Below are 17,372 nucleotides of genomic sequence, written 5' to 3' on the forward strand. Positions count from 1 at the left end.
AGGAGGTCAGCCGCCCACCGCCGCAGTCGGCGTCCCGCTCCTACGAACCGAGGTACGAGCCCGACATCGAGTAGCCGCCCCTCGGGTTCTCCGACGGTCGCGGCTCGTCGAACCCCGGATTGGCCTTGCCAGGAAGGCTCGCCGGCACGGCCCGGGTGCGAGCCGCTGCCACGATAGCCACGACGCAGCCCGCGAGCAGCACGAGCCCGAAGGCGGCGAGCGCCCAGCCGATCGGCTCACCGGCGACCACGAGGACGACCCCGTACGGCCCGGTCAGCCAGGCTCCGACACCGGCCACGATCGCCCCCGCGACCAGCAGACCGAAACGTGAGCGGCGGCGTCGCGCCTGCTCGAACTCCTGCATCAGCACACTCATCGTGCACCCCCTTTTCGGAAGGCTAGCATCCGGGCCCCGGCGCAGGCAGGGACTGTGCAGGAGGGCACCGTAGAATTCTCCGGTGCCATCCACGACCCCTCCCTCCGACTCCCCCGCCGTCGGCATCGATCCCGCCGACCTGGAGATCACGCTGCGCGTGCTCGGGAGCCTCCACGAGTTCGACCGCGAGCACCCCGACTTCGTGGCCGTCCGCCAGGCCACCGGCCACATGTTCAAGGCCGTCAAGCAGGCGCGTCGCCGCGAGCTGCGCGATGCCGTCGCCGAGGCCGACCGCGCCGTCGTCGCGGCCACCGCGACCGGCGCCCCCGACCGGATCGACGACGAGACCCGCGGTCGTGAGCTGACCTCCGGCACCACGCCCTCCACCACCGCAGGCACTCTGCTCAAGGCGCGCGCCTGCTACATCTGCAAGCAGGACTACACCGAGGTCGACTGGTTCTACCACCAGCTCTGCCCCTCTTGCGCCGCGTTCAGCCACGCCAAGCGCAACGCGCGCACCGACCTGCGCGGCAAGCGCGCCCTGCTCACGGGCGGCCGCGCCAAGATCGGCATGCACATCGCGCTGCGGCTGCTGCGCGACGGCGCGCACCTGACCATCACCACGCGCTTCCCGCGCGACGCCGTGCGCCGCTTCTCGCAGCTGCCCGACGCCGGCGAGTGGCTGCACCGGCTGCGAGTAGTCGGCATCGACCTGCGCGACCCGTCCCAGGTGATCGCGCTGGCCGACTCGGTCGCGGCGCAGGGCCCCCTCGACATCCTCATCAACAACGCCGCCCAGACGGTGCGCCGCTCCCCCGGCTCGTACTCGCTGCTGGCGGAGGCCGAGTCGCAGCCGCTGCCCGACGGCCCCCTGCCTGAGATGGAGACCTTCGGCCACACCGCCGACCCGCACCCCCAGGCCCTGGAGGCCTCGGTCGCGGCCCACCCGCTGCTCTCGCGCACGACGATCGCCGGCACGATCGCGGAGCTCGGCGGTCAGGGCGGCATCACCGCGCACGACCTGGCGACGCTCGCGATGGCGCCGGGGTCGTCGTCGCTGGCCAAGCACGCCGACGGCACCGCCATCGATGCGGGCGGCCTCGTGCCGGACGTGAAGACCGTCAACAGCTGGACCCAGGCGATCGGCGACGTGGACCCGCTCGAGCTGCTGGAGGTGCAGCTCTGCAACACGACCGCGCCGTTCATCCTGATCGACCGTCTGCGCCCCTCCCTCGCGGCGACGGAGTCGGGTCGGGCGTACGTCGTCAACGTCTCGGCGATGGAGGGCGTGTTCGGCCGCCGATACAAGGGCCCCGGGCACCCGCACACCAACATGGCGAAGGCGGCGCTCAACATGCTCACGCGCACCAGCGCGGGCGAGATGTTCGAGACCGACAACATCCTGATGACGAGCGTCGACACCGGCTGGATCACCGACGAGCGCCCGCACTACACGAAGGTGCGCCTCGCCGAGGAGGGCTTCCACGCCCCGCTCGACCTCGTCGACGGCGCCGCCCGCGTCTACGACCCGGTCGTGCGCGGCGAGGCCGGCGAGGACGTCTACGGAGTGTTCCTCAAGGACTACCGCGCGTCGGCGTGGTGAGCGAACTAGTGTGAGGTCGTAGGCCCAGCACGAGGAGCGACGATGTCGACCACACCGGCGGACGGCGCACCCGCGCCCGTCCCTGTCCCCGGCCAGACGCACCCTGGCCGGGCCGCGGGATCCAAGGCGGGCCGCTTCCGGCACTGGCTGCTCTCGGGGCTCGTCGACGAGCGCGGAACCCAGCAGGGACCGCACGGCCGCAATCCCGAGCGCACGCACTCGTGGTGGCAGGTCATGTGCCTCACCGGCGTCGACTACTTCTCCACCCTCGGCTACCAGCCGGCGATCGCGGCCCTCGCGGCCGGGCTGATCTCGCCGTTCGCGACCCTCGTGCTCGTGGCGCTGACGCTGCTCGGCGCCCTGCCCGTCTATCGCCGGGTCGCCCGGGAGAGCTTCCGCGGCTCCGGGTCGATCGCGATGCTGGAACGGCTGCTCCCCTGGTGGGCGGGCAAGCTGTTCGTGCTCGTGCTCCTCGGCTTCGCCGCCACCGACTTCATGATCACGATCACGCTGTCGGCGGCGGACGCGACGGCGCACGCGATCGAGAACCCGTTCGCCCCCGACTGGTTCCACGGGCAGAACGTCATCATCACGCTCGTGCTGCTCGCCCTGCTCGGGGCCGTGTTCCTCCGCGGGTTCCGGGAGGCCATCGGGATCGCCGTCGTGCTGGTGGCGGTGTACCTCGCGCTCAACGTCATCGTCGTCGGCACCTCCATCGTCGAGGTGTTCCACCACCCCACCGCGATCTCCGACTGGTGGGGGATGCTGTTCCGGCAGAACGGCAACCCGCTGATGATCGTCGGCGTCGCCCTGCTCGTCTTCCCGAAGCTCGCCCTGGGTCTTTCCGGCTTCGAGACCGGTGTCGCCGTGATGCCGCAGATCAAGGGCAAGCCCGACGACGACCCCGCCTACCCGGTCGGACGGATCCGCGGCGCCCACCGGCTCCTGACGACCGCTGCGATCATCATGAGCGTCTTCCTCATCACGTCGAGCTTCACCACGACACTGCTCATCCCGCAGAAGGAGTTCCAGGCGGGCGGCTCGGCGAACGGCCGCGCCCTCGCGTACCTCGCGCACGAGTACCTCGGCAACGTGTTCGGCACGGTCTACGACATCAGCACCATCCTCATCCTGTGGTTCGCCGGCGCGTCCGCGATGGCGGGACTGCTCAATCTCGTGCCGCGGTACCTGCCGCGCTACGGGATGGCGCCGCAGTGGGCGCGCGCGGTGCGACCCCTCGTCCTCGTCTTCACCGCGATCGCGTTCCTGATCACCCTCGTCTTCCAGGCCAACGTCGACGCCCAGGGCGGCGCGTACGCGACCGGCGTGCTGGTGCTCATCACCTCGGCCTCCTTGGCGGTGGCCCTCTCGGCGCGGCGCAAGAAGCAGCCGCGCCGGTTCGTGCTCTTCGGCATCATCACCGCGATCTTCGTCTACACGACGATCGTCAACGTCATCGAGCGCCCGGACGGCCTGCGCATAGCCACGCTGTTCATCCTCGGCATCCTCGTCGTCTCGATCGTCTCGCGCATCGGCCGGTCGTTCGAGCTGCGGGCCACCTCCGTGACGCTCGACGTCACGGCCCTCGACTTCGTGCTGGAGGACGCGGAGGAGGGCGAGATCCGCATCATCTCGCACGAGCCCGACGTCGACACGACGACGGAGTACGCGCAGAAGAACAAGGACGAGCGCAAGTTCAGCCACATCCCGCAGCGTGCCCGCACGATCTTCCTCGAGGTGCTCCGTTCCGACTCCTCCGACTTCGAGGAGGATCTGGTGGTCCACGGCGTCGTGAAGCACGGCTACCGCGTGCTGCAGGTCAAGAGCGGCAACGTCCCGAACACGATCGCGGCCGTGCTGCTCGAGATCCGTGACATCACCGGCATCGTGCCGACGATCTACTTCGAGTGGACAGAGGGCAACCCGATCTCGAACATGTTCCGCTTCCTCATCACCGGCGTCGGCGAGGTCGCCCCGGTCACGCGCGAGGTGCTGCGCGAGGCCGAGAAGGATGTGAAACGGCGACCGGCCGTCCACGTCTCCTGATCCGCGCCGCCCTGTGGCACCATGACCGCATGAGCGGACACGCGTTCTTCGAGGCCATCGGCGTCGCCTTCGAGTTCGCCGGTGTGCTGGCGATGGCGCTCGGCTTCGTCGTCGCGGTCGTGATCTCTCTCGTCGCCTGGCGCCGCCACCGCAGCGGGACCGTCGCGTTCCGCACGCTGCGGGAGACGTTCGGCGGGGTGATCCTGCTCGGGCTCGAGATCCTCGTCGCGGCCGACCTGGTCAAGACGGTGACCTCCAGCCCCACCCTGACCGACGCCGTCGTGCTCGGCATCATCGTGCTGATCCGGACCATCCTGAGCTTCTCGCTCCAGGTCGAGATCGACGGCGTCGCGCCCTGGAAGCGCGCGCTCGTCACCGGGCCGCAGGTGCTGGCGCAGGCCGCCCGCCGCGCCGGTGAGCCTCCCGCCACCAGCTGAGTGCGCCGGCGACTGCCGGGTCGCGGGACGGGTCTCAGCGCTTGATCTGCGGCGCGCGCAGGCCCAGCGGATGCGGGCCCAGCAGGAACCAGACGATCGGTCCGGCGAGAGGGAATGCGATGACGGCGAAAATCCACACGAACCGCTCGATCCGGGTGAGCTGGTCCGTGCAGATGATCCGCATCACCGCGTACACGAGAGCGGCGAGATAAAGCGCACCGGCGAGAGCGGCGAGAATCAGGCCCAGGGTTTCCATCTCAGCTCCTTCGACGAAATGTAGTCTGCACACTAGCAGCAGATACTCTGCGTTGCGTGCATGATACTTCAGATGCGATCGAGCACCACCCGCCCCGGCCGTCCGCCCGAGCGGTCGGGCCTTCGGACGTCGATCATCGGCCCTCCAGCACCTCCTCGCCCAACTCCCCCAGCGATCGCACCCCCGCCAGCCCCAGGGTGATGTCCAGCTCGGCGATCACGTTGCGGAGCAGCTCGCGCACGCCCGCCTCTCCGGCGAGCGCGAGCGCGTAGACGTACGGGCGCCCGATCGCGACGGCGCGTGCTCCGAGGGCCAGCGCGATCACGACGTCCGCGCCGCCGCGCACGCCGCTGTCGAATAGGACGGGCAGGCTGCCGCCGACGGCCTCCACGACTCCCGGGAGCGCATCGAGGGCCGCGACCTCCCCGTCGATCTGACGGCCGCCATGGTTCGACACCTGAACGGCATCCACCCCGGCGTCCACCGCACGCCGCGCGTCGTCGGGATGCAGGATGCCCTTCAGCACGATCGGCAGCCGCGTGCGCTCGCGCAGGAAGGCGAGATCGTCCCAGCTCAGGGACGGGTCGGCGAAGACGTCCAGGAAGGTCTCGACGGCCGCCAACGGCTCCGGCGACCGGAGGTTCGCGCGCAGTCCGCCGGGATGGTGGCGCAGGATGCTCGCGAACGCCGCGATCGCTGCCGGTGTCACCCGGGTGGGCTCCCGCTCCCCGCCCGCGGCGACGCGCTCCGCTACGAGCCGCCGGAACACCGGGTCGCTGGTGTACTGCGCGATCCCCAGCCCGCGGCTGAACGGCAGATAGCCGAGATCGAGATCGCGCGGGCGCCAGCCGAGCACGTGGGTGTCGAGAGTGACGACGATCGCCTCGCACCCGCTGCGCTCGGCGCGTTCGACGAGGCTCGCGACCAGGTCGCGCGACGAGCTCCAGTAGAGCTGGAACCAGCGGGCCGCGCCCGGATGCGCGGCGTCCATGGCCGCGGCGACCTCCTCCATCGGAGCCGACGCCTGGTTGGAGAGCACGGCGGGGATGCCGAGGGAGGCGGCCGCCCGTGCCGCGAGGGCGTCGCCTCCGCGCCGCGCGAGCTGGAGCACGCCGATCGGGGCGAGCAGCAGCGGGGTCGGGCGGCGCACGCCGAAGAGCTCCACCCCGAGGTCGCGATCGGCGACGTCCCGCAGCACCCGCGGCACGATCCGGCGCGCTCGGAAGGCGTCGAGGTTCGCCTGCGCGGTGCGCTCGGCCCCCGCCGAACCCGCGACATAGGCGAACGCCGCCCGCGACATCCGCCGTTGCGCCGCGCGCTCCAGGGCAACGGGACCGACCGGGACGCGCGGTCTGCTCCCGCTCACTCCCGCACGGTAGATCTCGGACTGGGCGTCGCGGCCCGCACTGGCTGCCATGCCGCCATTCTGCCCCTCAGCGGCGCTTGCGGCCCCGCGCGGCCCGCGGCGCGGACTTTCCGGTGGTCCGTGGCCGGGCCTTGCCTGCGCCGCTCGTGCCGGCACCGCCCTTGCTTGCCGCACCCGTGCCCGACGCCGATTTCCCGGCCCGCTTGCCCGTGGCCGCCTGCTCCGCGGCGACCTCCGGATTGCGCGAGCTGTGCGCGGTACGTCCGCGCACGATGCCGATGAACTCGTCGACGAGGGGATGCTGCCCGTCCCGCGGCCAGGTCAGGCCGATGCTGCTCTGCTCGCCGTCCTCCAGCCGCACGGCGACGACGTCCTTGCGGCGCAGCGCCTTGGCGACGGAAGCCGGCCACAGGGCGATGCCCTCGCCCTCCGCGATGCGGCGCATCAGCGCGTCCGACGGCTCCCCCTCGACGCGCGGCTCGCCCTCCAGATCGGCGAGGTGCAGCTTCTTCTCGAGGGTGAGCAGATGCTCGTGATGCATGACGAGCACGACGTCCTCCGCGTACAGCGGGATGAGGTGCCGCGCATCGTCGGACTCGGCGTCGCGGGCGAATGCCATATCGGCCTCCCCCGCCGTCAAGGCGGACACCGGATCGGCGCTGGGGGCCACGACGAGCTCGACGTGCGGGTGCCGTCGCTCGAACTCGCGGGTCCACTTGCCGACGGCGACGCCCCGCGGGAACGACAGGGCGAATCGGGAGGTCATCCCCCGAGCGTACCGAACGGTAACCTGGAACCCATGAGTGCCGAGAAGCGACCCCAGACCATGAAGGCGGCCACCGCCGCCAAGAAGCTCGGCATCTACCTGCCCGCCGCCCCCGCCGAGTTCCGCGAGCGCGAGATCAGCCGCACCGAGTTCGACGCGCTGAACGCCGAGCCGCCGGCGTGGCTGCAGACCCTGCGCGCCGAGGGGCCGCACCCGCGCGACGAGGTCGCCCGCAAGCTCGGCGTCTCCAACTCCGGTCTCGCCCGCGGCGGCGTCGACGAGGCGCTCACCACCGCCGAGATCAAGGCGCTACTGGCCGACCCGCCGGAGTGGCTCGTCACCGAGCGTGCGACGCTGGCCGCCGTGCGCGCCGAGAACGCGCGGGTCAAGGCCCGCGACGCCGAGCGCGCCGCCCGTCGCTCCGACTCCTGAGGCCGGCGACCTCCCCTAGTCGATCGACGCCCCGATGAGGGCGAGCAGCGCTTGCGCGTACGCGGTCGCCGGGTCGTCGTGCTCGAACATCCGCTCGGCCCCGCCCAGCACCGTCGTCACGCGGTAGCCGTCGGCCGTGCGCGCCAGGTGCCGGAACGAGCCGCCCAGCAGCTCGCGCAGCTGGTCCTCGCGCGGGATCCAGAGGGCGTCCTCCACCGCCAGCGAGTCGAGCGCCCATTCCGTCGTGCCGTTGAAGCCGAGGATGGTGCCGCTCTCGAAGTGGTGCGGTTCGATCGTCATCTCGCTGACGGTGAAGCGCTCGCCGGCCATCCCGGGCCGGTCGATGGCGAAGGTGTCGCCGGACTGCGGCTGCCAGCGCAGCCCCGCCTGCCGCAGCAGCCGTGCGGTGTCGTCGTCGATCATCCCCACCCCTCAGTCCGTCACGACGACGATCTTGCCGCGCAGGTGCCCGGCCTCCAGCCGCCCGTACGCCTCGCCCGTCCGCTCGATCGGGTAGATGGAGTCGATGGGGAGGACGAGCTCATTCTCGGCCAGGAGGGACGCCAGCTCGGCCAGCTCGTCGTTGCCGGCGGAGGCGCCGCCGACGTTCTGCGCCCCGTGCGCGTCAGGGCCGAAGACGGCGATCGTGTTGATCCGTTCGACGGGCACCCCGAGCTCGAGCGCAGCCTCGATGGTCCCGCCGCCGTGGTTGTCGAGCGCGGCGGTGACGCGGTCGCCGTCCAGGAGATCGCGCACCCGTTCGGCGAGGCCGTCGCCGTAGGTCACGGGGATGACGCCGAGCGTCTCGAGGAACTCGTGGTTCTCCTCCCCCGCCGTCCCGACGACGGTCGCCCCCGCCCGCACGGCGAGCTGGGCGGCGAGCACGCCGACGCCGCCCGCCGCGGCGCTCACCAGCACGGTGTCGTGCTCGCCGAGGCCGAGGGAGCGCGTGGTCGCCATGGCGGTGCGTCCGACGACGCCGAGCGAGCCGGCGACCTCGAAGGTCAGCGGCTCGGGCTTGGCGACGACCTGGCCCTCCTCCGAGACGACGACGAAGTCCGCGACCGCGGCGAACGGAGCCGTGCCGAACACGGCGTCACCGGCCGCGAACCGGGTCACGCCTTCGCCGACGTCCTCGACGTACCCGGCGAAGTCCTGACCGATGCCGCTCGGGAGCGTGACGCCCATCCGCCCGGCCGACCGCTCGTCGCGATAGGCCTTGTAGTCCATCGGGTTGAGCCCCGCCGCCATCACCCGCACGAGCAGCTGACCCGGCCCGGGCCACGGTCGCTCGCGTTCCACCACCTGCAGGAAATCGCGCGAGCCGAACTCCTCGAACTGGACGAATCTGGGCATACGGCATCCCTTCACTCTCGTAGGAGGGAGCCTAGACCCGCCACCCGTGCGCCAGAAGTGCCCGTCGCCCGGGAGGCGACTCAGCCGAACAGCAGGGCGGCCTCTTCGTAGCGCGCGTCGGGAACGGTCTTGAGTCCGCCGGTCGCGTCGGCGATCGAGACGTTGACGACGTCCGTGCCGCGCAGGGACACCATGGAGCCCCAGCGGCCCTCGTAGACCGCGTCGACCGCGGCCATGCCGAGGCGCGTCGCGAGCACGCGGTCGTAGGCGCTCGGGACGCCGCCGCGCTGCATGTGGCCCAGGACCGTCGCGCGCGACTCGATGCCGGTGCGCTCCTCGATCATCGGCGCGAGCATCTCGCCGATGCCGCCGAGGCGGGGGCGGTTGAACGCGTCGAGGCCCTTGTGCGAGTGCGCCTCCTCCATCGTGTCGAGGTGGAAGCCCTCGGAGACGACGAGCACGGGGGCGCGGCCGCGGTCGCGCACCGACTCCACCCACTCGACGACCTGCTCGATGGACTGCGGCCGCTCCGGGATGAGGATGGCGTGCGCGCCGCCCGCCATGCCGGAGTGCAGCGCGATCCAGCCGACGTGGCGGCCCATGACCTCCACGACCATGCAGCGCTGGTGCGACTCCGCCGTGGTGCGGAGGCGGTCGATCGCTTCGGTGGCGATCTCGACCGCGGTGTCGAAGCCGAACGAGTAGTCGGTGGCCGCGAGGTCGTTGTCGATGGTCTTCGGGACGCCGACGATCTTCAGGCCGGCGTCGGTGAGGCGGCGGGCCGCGGTGAGCGTGCCCTCGCCGCCGATCGCGATGATCGCGTCGATGCCGTTCTCGTCCATCATCCGCTGGATGTTCTCGGGGCCGCCGTTCTCGCCCTCGAACGGGTTCGTGCGGCTGGAGCCGAGGATGGTGCCGCCCTGGCGCGAGAGGCCGCGGACGCTGTGGCGGTCGAGCGGCATGATGTCGCCGTCGACGACGCCGCGCCAGCCGTAGCGGAAGCCGGCGAACTCCGAGCCGTGCACGCGGTCGCCCTTCAGGACCGCGCCGCGGATGACCGCGTTGAGTCCGGGACAGTCGCCGCCGCTGGTGAGGATGCCGATCTTCATGGTGCTCCGTCTCTCGCCGTTTCTGTAACGCCCCTAGGCATCATGCCCGACCTCCCGCCGCAGCACAAAAGCGCACTGGACTTCGGGGGGACCGTGAGGTATCGCGCGCACGTGGACCGCTCCGTCCACTGCGCGGGTCAGAGTTCGAGCACGTGCTGCAGCTTCGAGCCGCTCGCCGACGGCCGTGCGCCGGCCTCCAGCAGCCGCTCCTCGACGCCGTCGAGCAGGGCGGTGCGGCCCGACCGCGTGTCGGGCGCCCCACTCAGGAGCTCGACCTCCCACTCGCGCCACTCGTCGCGGCCGCCGCTGCGCAGGTTCTCGCCGCGCACGTGGTCGTCGCAGAGCTCGGCGAGGTCGAAGCCGGCCGCATCCCGCAGCACGGTCGTCACCCGCGTGTTCACGATGCGGGCGATCGGGACGAGCTGCTCGTCCCCCAGCACCGACCCGAGGGCGTCGGCCACCGCGTCGCGCAGCTCCTGAGGCTCGCGCTCACCGTCCCCGAGCGGCCAGTGGAGTTCGACGCGCCCCTCGTCGCCGGGCGCGAGCTTGACGTGCCAGCCTTCGTCCGCACCGCCGCGGCGGGCGCGCACGGCGATGCGGTTGCGGGCGAGGGTCAGGTCGCCCGTGTCGTAGTAGGTGGCGACGAGCTCCGCCGTCTCGGGCTCCGCCACGACCGCGACCGCACCGACGCCGACGAGGTCGGGCGGAACGGTGTCCTCAGCGACGTCGTACTTGCGCTCGATCTCGACCTGGCTCTGGTGCTCCATGCCCCCTGTCTAGCCCACTTCGGCCGTGTCGCGAAATCACAAGAGCGCCGGGGAGCGCAGTGCTTAGGCTCGGGGCATGGACACCACGGAGACGATCACCGCCCGATTCGAGGTCACCGGCTGGGACCCGGAGCCGCTCGCCGGTCTCGACGGCGACTGGGTCGGCGCCATCGTCATGCGCAAGCGCTACACGGAGGGGCTGTTCGGCGAGTCCGTCGCGCACTTCGTGTCGTCGGGGACGGAGGAGGGCGGCCGCGGCTACCTCGCCGCCGAGCGCGTCACGGGCACGTTGCCTGACGGCCGGAACGGCTCCTTCACGGTGCACCACGGGGCGCTGCAGCATCCCGACGACCCCTCGGCCTTCGGGTACATCGTCCCGGGCACCGGCACCGGGGACTTCGCCGCGTTCCGGGGCGAGGCGCGCATCCTGCATGACGAGCGCGGCCCGTTCTTCGTGCTCTCGCTCGCGGGCTGAGCACCCTCGACCCCGCCCGGCGCGAGCGGTACCCTCGGTGTCATGAGCGACCGACGCGACGAGGATCTGGACGAGTTCCGGGAGTCGCAGGAGGGCGATTACGAGCCCGATCCTGTGCTCCACGATGCCGACGACGTCCCCGTGACGGACGACGAGGAGACCGACCGCATCCTCCCGGACGACGATCGGCCCGTGCCACTCGACCCGGACGACGCCGGCATCGCCTGACGCCGCCCGGCACATTCGTGCGGAATGTCGAGATAGCGCGCGCGATACCCCACATTCGGCACGAATGTGCCGACGCCGCGCCTAGTCGAGTGCGTCCGTGAGCAGGTGGATGAGCGCGTCCAGCTGCACCGAGTCGGCCGATCCCGCCTCGACGTCGCTGCCGTCGAGGGCGCGGGCCGCGAGGCCCTGCTTGGCGTCGATGAGCTCGGCGATCTTGGAGTCGATGGTCTGGGCGGCGATGATGCGCCACGCGGTGACCGGCTCCTCCTGACCGATGCGGTGCACGCGGTCGATGGCCTGCGTCTGCTCCGCGGCGGTCCAGGACAGCTCCGCCAGGACGACGTTCGACGCGGCCTGGAGGTTGAGGCCGACCCCCGCCGCGGTGAGCGAGCAGACCGCGACAGAGACGTCCGGGTCGTTGTTGAAGGCGTCGATCTCCTTCTGCCGCGACAGCGCGCTCTGGTCGCCGCGGATGGAGATGGTCTTCAGCTCGCGGGCTGCGAACGCCTCCTCCGCCTGGTCCATCACGTCGATGTGCTTGGCGAAGAACACGACCTTGCCGACCGAGCGTGCGAGCTGCGCGGTGTAGTCGGCGGCGAGGCCGGCCTTCGCCTGGCCGATCTTGCGGACCATGGTGAAGACGTTGTCGCCGGTCTTGGCCGACTTCGACTCCTCGAGCTCCGACTGGGCGACCAGCCGGATGAGGTGGCGGCGGTGCGCCTCGTCGTCGCCGTCGAAGGTGTCCGGCCGGCCTGCGGCTGCGGCGCGGTGGAAGCGGGCGACGAGGCGGTCGGCGAGCTCCTTCTCGGCCTGGCGGATGGAGCGGCCGAGGTCGCCGTCGAGCTCGACCGGCAGGTCGACGACACGGCGGCTGGGCAGGTCTGCGGCGACGTCGAGCTTGCGACGGCGCACGATGCCCATGTCGATGACGGCCTCGCGCGCGGCGGCGTAGAAGCCGAACTCGGCCGGGGTGAGTCCTGTCTCCTCGAGGCGCTCCATGAGCTGCGCGGTCGGCTTGCTGCCGTCGATCCAGCCGAGCAGCTGCCAGATGGCGCGGAAGTCGTCGATGTCGTTGATGAGCGGCGTGCCCGTGAGGGCGAGCAGCAGCGGGTCCGGCGTGTTCGACCGGATGGCGTCGGCCAGTCCCAGGACGAGGCGGGAGCGCTGCGAGTGCAGGTTCTTGATGAAGTGCGCCTCGTCGACGACCATGCCCTTGAAACCGAGCGTGCTCAGCCAGGAGAGGTGGCGGTCGAGCACCTCGTAGTTGACGATGACGACGTCGGCGAAGGCGTCGAGGCCCTCCCCGTCGCCGTGGATGACCGTGGCGCGGCGCTGCGGCGTCCAGCGCTCGACCTCGCGCGCCCAGTTCATCTTCACGACGTTCGGCACGACGGCGAGCAGCGGGTACGCCCCGGCGACGGAGGCGGCGAGGACCGACTGGGCCGTCTTGCCGAGGCCGGGCTCGTCGGCGAGGAGGAACGTGCGGTGGCCCTGGCGGACGCTCTCCACGAAGCGGGCCTGGTGGTGCATGAGCTCCAGCCCGGGAGGCGAGTAGCGGTCGATCGCGGGAGCCGGCGGGAGGTCCATGCTCGCCGCCTGGCCGCCCGCACCGTACTCGAACGACTTGAAGAGCGGCCCGAGCAGCTCCCACGAGTCGAGCCGGCGACGCGGCGTCGGCTGTGCCGGCGTGAGGCGCGAGAAGTCGGGGGCGAGGAACGGGTTGGACAGCTGGCGCGCCTTCACCGACTGCGGAACGACCTGCTTCTCCGCGAGCTCCGGCGGGATGACGCTGTCGGTCTTGGCAGCGGGGCGCTCGATGGTGATGATGAGGTCGTCGGGGCTGAGCTCGGTGCCCGACTCGAGCAGCCAGTCGCGCCGCATCTTCTGGGCGGTGGCGGTCGGCGGGGCCTCGCTCTCGAGCAGCGAGATCAGGGAGGTGTCGCGTGCCGCGGTCTTCGCGAGGATCGTCGCGATGCCGTCGAGGCGCTTCAGCTGCTCCGCGCGCGCGGCGTCGCTCAGCTCGCTGTCGGCCTTGGCCCTGGCGCGCTCCTCGCGCATGAGGAACGCGATCACCTGGAACTTGGTGCGGTTCGTGGGGCCGAGCTTCTTGCCGTCCGCGGCCTTCGCCTCGACCTCGCGCACCTTGCGGGCGAGGACCGGGATGAGTCCGTCGTTGTTGGCGTGCCGGTTCCGGCGCTGCTGCTGCGGGCGCGACGAGCTGGTGCGCTGACCGGAACGAGACATGGTCCTCCATGAAGGTGCGCCGCGCGCTGTCCGAGGGCACGGCGCCTAAGGCGTGAGGGCCGGCGCGACCTCCGATCGGAGGACCGAGTGGCCCCGACCGGGCGTCGGGGACGCCGGGAGCGCGGCACAGGAATCGCCGCGCACATCCATTTTACCGGATGCGGGGCCGTTCAGCGACGAGTGTCGGCCGGGATCTTGATGAGCGTCGCCGCACAGACCAGGAAGACGGCCGCGATGACGTGCAGGGCGCGCAGGATCGTGTCGTCGATCGTGATCGGCCAGACCGGGTTCCAGACGACGGCGATCGGGACGAGACCGACGAGCCACCACCACTGCTTGGCCTGACCGGCGAAGACGCACATGATCAGCGCGAGGATGGCGACCGCGTACTGGACGTAGAGGTACCAGGGGCCGCCGATCAGGGCGAGGCCGGCGAGGAGCACCATCGCGCCGATGATTCCGGGCGCGAGCGCCGCGCGATTGAAGGCCGGCGGCTGCGGAGTGCGGGGTGTGGACATCCCCACCACCCTAGCGGCACCCGCTCTCGAGACGAGACCTCCTCGAGGAGCGGATGCCGCCGGGAGCGGCTAACCCGTCAGAGCGCTCCCCTGCGGAACAGGAAGGCGCACGGCGGGGCGTCGGAGCCGACGCGGACGACCACGGAGGACGAACGGGCCTGCTCGAGGAACTCCTCGAGGCCCAGACGCTCCATCGGGACGCGCCGCAGCTCGGCATCGGAGGCGATGCCGTTCACGGCGAAGGCGACGTCGGGGACGTCGTAGGACTCTCCTGTCAGGTCGAGGAATGCGATCGGGGACGGGTGGATGTTGTCGAGCGGGAACACACTGAGGATCGCTTGGGCGGCGTCCTCGGTGGTGGTGTCGTCCTCGAGGCGGACGATGGGCGCGGTGATCGTGTTCTCTGGATAGCCGCTGCCGACGAGGGTAAGCGTCTCGCCGTCGTTCATCGAATCCAGTGCGCTCAAGAGTGCACCGGACAGCAGCGGGCTGAGGTTCTTCAGCAAAGTCGGGCCTTTCCTGCAAAACGAATATTTCTCAACCCCTGCGCTGAGGATAGACCCGCTTGTATGTCCTCCCCTACCCCCCTTTAAGGGGAGACCGGGTGGACGCGCCGTGCGACATCCCGATTCCGCGGTTTCGCACCTGCTATCGATCCGCTCTGCGCGGCCGGGGTTCAGAACCGCCGCAACCGCAGACTGTTCAGCACCACGAACACGCTCGAGAACGCCATCGCCGCTCCCGCGATCATCGGGTCGAGGAGGCCGAGGGCGGCGATCGGGAGGGCGGCCACGTTGTAGGCGAAGGCCCAGAACAGGTTGCCGCGGATCACCGCGAGCATCCGGCGCGAGAGCCGCAGGGCGTCCGCCACCAGACTCGGCTCGGGTCGGAGCAGGGTGAGGTCGGCCGCCTCGATGGCGATGTCGGAGCCGGTGCCCAGCGCGATGCCGAGATCGGCCGTCGCGAGCGCGGCGGCGTCGTTCACGCCGTCGCCGACCATCGCGACTGCGCGGCCGCCGGCCTGCAAGCGGGTGATCTCCGCCGCTTTGCCCTCCGGCGCCACACCGCCGACGGCGCGCACGGCGCCGAGGCCCGCCACGGTCGCCCGCACGGTCGCCTCGTGATCGCCGCTCAAGACGACGGGCTCGGCGCCGAGCGCGCGCACACGCTCGACGGCGTCCGCCGCGTCCGCCCGGAGTGGGTCGCTCACGGCGAGCACGGCCATCGGCGCGCCGTCGATCGACACGGCGACCGCCGTCGCCCCGGCGGCGCGGATCTCGCCGACGGCGTCCTGCAGGAGAGGGGGCAGTCCGTCGGCCGCTCGTGCGACCACGACCTCCCGGCCTTCCACGACCGCAGTGACGCCGAATCCTGCCACGGCGCGGAACCCCGCGACGACGGCATCGGACGGAGCGGCCTCCGCGATCGCCCGGCCGAGGGGATGCTCGGAGCCGCGCTCCGCCGCGGACGCCAGCCGCAGGACCTCATCGAGGGACGCGTCCGGCACGACGACGGTCCGCGCGACGGACATGCGGCCGGTGGTCAGCGTGCCGGTCTTGTCGAAGACGACCGTGTCGATGCGTCCGGCGCGTTCGAGGGCCTCCGGTCCGGAGATCAGGATGCCGCGCTGGGCGGCGCGACCGGTGCCCACGAGCAGGGCGGTCGGGGTCGCGAGGCCGAGGGCGCACGGGCAGGCGACGATCAGCACCGCCACCGCCGGGGAGACGGCCGCGGCCGCATCGCCGGTGACGAACCACCACACCGCGAACGTCAGCACGGCGAGCCCGATCACGATCGGCACGAACACCGACGACACCCGGTCGGCGGAGCGCTGTGCGCGGGTCTTGCCGAGCTGGGCCTGCTCGACCAGGGCGGCGAGCCGGGAGACGCGGGTGTCGGCGCCGACGCGCACCGCCCGCACCACGAGCATGCCTCCCGCGGCGACCGTCCCGGCCGTGACGTCGTCGCCCGCGGACACCTCGACCGGCACGGACTCGCCGGTCATCGCGGACGCGTCGACCGCGGCCTCCCCCTCGAGCACCTCGCCGTCGGCGGCGATCCGCTCGCCAGGCCGCACCACGAAGCGGTCTCCGGCCGACAGCAGAGCGACCGGGAGACGGCGCTCGCTCCCGGACTCGTCGAGCACGGAGACCTCCCGCGCCGACGCCTGCGCCAGCCCGCGCAGCGCCTCCCCCGCCCGGCGACGCGAGCGGGCCTCCGCGTAGCGGCCGAGCAGCAGGAAGGTCGTCACGACGGCGGCGACCTCGAAGTAGACGTGACCGCCCGCACCGAGCAGGAGCACGGCGAGCGACCAGACATAGGCCGCGAGGGTGCCGAGCGAGACGAGCGTGTCCATCGTCGTCGCGCCGTGTCGCAGATTCACGGCGGCGGACCGGTGGAACGGCCAGCCGCCCCAGAGGACCACGGGCGTGGCCAGCAGCAGCGAGACCCACTCCCAGCCCGGGAAGTGCAGGGGCTCGATCATCGCGATCAGGACGATCGGCACGCTGAGCGCGGCGCTCACGAGCATCCGCGGCACAAGGCGGCGGCCGTCCCGGGCCTCCCCCGCGTCGTCGGGGCCGGAGCCGGCGGAGGCGTCCCGCTCATCGTGGAGCAGGCGGGCACCGTATCCGGCCTTCTCGACCTCGGCGACCAGGGCCGCGACATCGAGATCCGCGGGGACGAGGGCGCTGGCGCGCTCGGTGGCGAGGTTGACCGTCGCGGTCACGCCTTCCACGCGGCCCAGCCGCTTCTCGACGCGCGCCACGCAGCTCGCGCAGGTCATCCCCTCGATCGCCAGGTCGACCCGGGCGAGGCTCTCGACGGCCGTCACAGCAGGGGGAGCCGGTCGGGGCGGCCGAGGGTGTAGCCCGCCTCCTCGACGGCGGCGCGGACCGCGTCATCGCCGAGCGGCTGGGTGTGGGCGACCGTGGCCCGGCCGGCGGCCACATCCACCTCGACGCGTTCGACCCCGTCGAGGGTCGAGAGTTCGTCTGTGACGGCCCGCGCGCAGTGTGCACAGGTCATGCCGAGGATGTCGTAGGTCGTTTCCATGTCCACCACCGTAGCACATACCCCATAGGGGTATATGGGATGCGGGGTATCCTGGAGGGGTGATCGCGGACATCAAGAAGCGTGCCCTCCACCGCACGCGCATCCTGGAAGGCCAATTGCGGGGCCTCGAGAAGATGATCGAGAACGAGGACTACTGCGTCGACATCATCACGCAGTCCCTCGCCATCCAGAAGTCGCTCGGCTCCCTCAACAAGCTGCTGGTCGAGAACCACCTCCGGACCCACGTGTCCGAGATGTTCGAGGAGGGCGGCAGCCAGCGCGACGACGCGATCCTCGAGCTGCTGAAGGTCTACGAGCTCTCGAACAACCGGGGCTGAG

General features: G+C 71.4%; 20 protein-coding genes. 7 read left to right on the forward strand and 13 right to left on the reverse strand.

The window, feature by feature from the left end:
* Nucleotides 1-40 precede the first annotated feature (40 nt).
* Entirely contained in the window at nucleotides 41-376 is a 336-nt protein-coding gene (locus HNR14_RS00830; RefSeq protein ID WP_179699394.1) for a hypothetical protein, read from the reverse strand.
* 82 nt (nucleotides 377-458) lie between these two features.
* On the opposite strand from HNR14_RS00830, the gene HNR14_RS00835 reads away from it, so the two are divergent.
* From HNR14_RS00835 to HNR14_RS00845, 3 genes are read left to right on the forward strand one after another with little or no spacing between them, the layout of a single operon-like run.
* Nucleotides 459-1,979: an SDR family NAD(P)-dependent oxidoreductase gene (locus HNR14_RS00835; protein ID WP_179699395.1), complete on the forward strand. Its 1,521-nt coding sequence runs from the start codon at nucleotides 459-461 to the stop codon at nucleotides 1,977-1,979.
* A 42-nt stretch (nucleotides 1,980-2,021) separates the two neighbouring features.
* Complete coding sequence (locus tag HNR14_RS00840) at nucleotides 2,022-4,025, forward strand: APC family permease (protein WP_179699396.1); 2,004 nt, start codon at nucleotides 2,022-2,024, stop codon at nucleotides 4,023-4,025.
* A 29-nt stretch (nucleotides 4,026-4,054) separates the two neighbouring features.
* Entirely contained in the window at nucleotides 4,055-4,462 is a 408-nt protein-coding gene (locus HNR14_RS00845; protein ID WP_021764349.1) for a DUF1622 domain-containing protein, read from the forward strand.
* Between the two features lie 34 nt (nucleotides 4,463-4,496).
* Here HNR14_RS00845 and HNR14_RS00850 read toward each other — a convergent pair whose 3' ends face one another.
* From HNR14_RS00850 to HNR14_RS00860, 3 genes are all read right to left on the reverse strand, one after another.
* Nucleotides 4,497-4,718, reverse strand: coding sequence for a PLDc N-terminal domain-containing protein (locus HNR14_RS00850; protein WP_179699397.1), 222 nt, complete (start codon nucleotides 4,716-4,718; stop codon nucleotides 4,497-4,499).
* Nucleotides 4,719-4,851: 133 nt separating this feature from the next.
* Nucleotides 4,852-6,135: an alpha-hydroxy-acid oxidizing protein gene (locus HNR14_RS00855; protein ID WP_179699398.1), complete on the reverse strand. Its 1,284-nt coding sequence runs from the start codon at nucleotides 6,133-6,135 to the stop codon at nucleotides 4,852-4,854.
* Nucleotides 6,136-6,151: 16 nt separating this feature from the next.
* Nucleotides 6,152-6,850 carry a LysR family transcriptional regulator substrate-binding protein gene (locus HNR14_RS00860; protein WP_179699399.1) on the reverse strand — a complete coding sequence of 233 codons (699 nt, stop codon included), beginning with the start codon at nucleotides 6,848-6,850 and terminating at the stop codon, nucleotides 6,152-6,154.
* Between the two features lie 33 nt (nucleotides 6,851-6,883).
* Here HNR14_RS00860 and HNR14_RS00865 point away from each other — a divergent pair, with 33 nt between their 5' ends.
* Nucleotides 6,884-7,282, forward strand: a complete 399-nt coding sequence (locus HNR14_RS00865; RefSeq protein ID WP_179699400.1) for a DUF5997 family protein — start codon at nucleotides 6,884-6,886, stop codon at nucleotides 7,280-7,282.
* Nucleotides 7,283-7,297: 15 nt separating this feature from the next.
* Here HNR14_RS00865 and HNR14_RS00870 read toward each other — a convergent pair whose 3' ends face one another.
* From HNR14_RS00870 to HNR14_RS00885, 4 genes are all read right to left on the reverse strand, one after another.
* On the reverse strand, nucleotides 7,298-7,705 hold the full coding sequence (locus HNR14_RS00870) for a cupin domain-containing protein (RefSeq protein ID WP_021765152.1): 408 nt from the start codon (nucleotides 7,703-7,705) through the stop codon (nucleotides 7,298-7,300).
* Between the two features lie 9 nt (nucleotides 7,706-7,714).
* Nucleotides 7,715-8,638 carry an NADP-dependent oxidoreductase gene (locus HNR14_RS00875; RefSeq protein ID WP_179699401.1) on the reverse strand — a complete coding sequence of 308 codons (924 nt, stop codon included), beginning with the start codon at nucleotides 8,636-8,638 and terminating at the stop codon, nucleotides 7,715-7,717.
* Between the two features lie 80 nt (nucleotides 8,639-8,718).
* Entirely contained in the window at nucleotides 8,719-9,747 is a 1,029-nt protein-coding gene (locus tag HNR14_RS00880; protein ID WP_021758361.1) for a 6-phosphofructokinase, read from the reverse strand.
* A gap of 137 nt (nucleotides 9,748-9,884) precedes the next feature.
* Entirely contained in the window at nucleotides 9,885-10,514 is a 630-nt protein-coding gene (locus HNR14_RS00885; RefSeq protein ID WP_179699402.1) for a CYTH domain-containing protein, read from the reverse strand.
* Between the two features lie 76 nt (nucleotides 10,515-10,590).
* Here HNR14_RS00885 and HNR14_RS00890 point away from each other — a divergent pair, with 76 nt between their 5' ends.
* Both HNR14_RS00890 and HNR14_RS00895 read left to right on the forward strand, forming a co-directional pair.
* Nucleotides 10,591-10,989: a DUF3224 domain-containing protein gene (locus HNR14_RS00890; protein WP_179699403.1), complete on the forward strand. Its 399-nt coding sequence runs from the start codon at nucleotides 10,591-10,593 to the stop codon at nucleotides 10,987-10,989.
* Between the two features lie 42 nt (nucleotides 10,990-11,031).
* Nucleotides 11,032-11,217 carry a hypothetical protein gene (locus tag HNR14_RS00895; protein ID WP_179699404.1) on the forward strand — a complete coding sequence of 62 codons (186 nt, stop codon included), beginning with the start codon at nucleotides 11,032-11,034 and terminating at the stop codon, nucleotides 11,215-11,217.
* A gap of 81 nt (nucleotides 11,218-11,298) precedes the next feature.
* On the opposite strand, the gene HNR14_RS00900 is transcribed toward HNR14_RS00895, so the two are convergent.
* The 5 genes from HNR14_RS00900 to HNR14_RS00920 form a co-directional block, all read right to left on the reverse strand.
* The gene (locus HNR14_RS00900; protein WP_179699405.1) at nucleotides 11,299-13,461 is read right to left on the reverse strand and encodes a DEAD/DEAH box helicase; all 2,163 of its coding nucleotides are present in this window, start codon (nucleotides 13,459-13,461) and stop codon (nucleotides 11,299-11,301) included.
* 170 nt (nucleotides 13,462-13,631) lie between these two features.
* Nucleotides 13,632-13,979, reverse strand: coding sequence for a DUF6804 family protein (locus tag HNR14_RS00905; protein ID WP_179699406.1), 348 nt, complete (start codon nucleotides 13,977-13,979; stop codon nucleotides 13,632-13,634).
* Between the two features lie 77 nt (nucleotides 13,980-14,056).
* Nucleotides 14,057-14,485, reverse strand: a complete 429-nt coding sequence (locus HNR14_RS00910; RefSeq protein ID WP_039923475.1) for an RbsD/FucU domain-containing protein — start codon at nucleotides 14,483-14,485, stop codon at nucleotides 14,057-14,059.
* A 170-nt stretch (nucleotides 14,486-14,655) separates the two neighbouring features.
* Nucleotides 14,656-16,812 carry a heavy metal translocating P-type ATPase gene (locus tag HNR14_RS00915; protein WP_343064380.1) on the reverse strand — a complete coding sequence of 719 codons (2,157 nt, stop codon included), beginning with the start codon at nucleotides 16,810-16,812 and terminating at the stop codon, nucleotides 14,656-14,658.
* A complete protein-coding gene (locus HNR14_RS00920; RefSeq protein ID WP_021764666.1) occupies nucleotides 16,809-17,033 on the reverse strand; it encodes a heavy-metal-associated domain-containing protein in 225 nt (74 codons plus the stop codon). Before HNR14_RS00920 ends, HNR14_RS00915 begins: the two co-directional genes overlap by 4 nt.
* Before the next feature lie 59 nt (nucleotides 17,034-17,092).
* Between HNR14_RS00920 and HNR14_RS00925 the strand changes: the two genes are divergently transcribed.
* Nucleotides 17,093-17,371 (forward strand): metal-sensitive transcriptional regulator, encoded by a 279-nt coding sequence (locus tag HNR14_RS00925; protein ID WP_021764665.1) that lies wholly within the window; start codon nucleotides 17,093-17,095, stop codon nucleotides 17,369-17,371.
* The last annotated feature ends 1 nt before the right edge of the window (nucleotide 17,372 follow it).

The sequence above is a fragment of the Leifsonia naganoensis genome (genome assembly GCF_013410615.1).
In the GTDB taxonomy this organism is placed as follows: domain Bacteria; phylum Actinomycetota; class Actinomycetes; order Actinomycetales; family Microbacteriaceae; genus Leifsonia; species Leifsonia aquatica.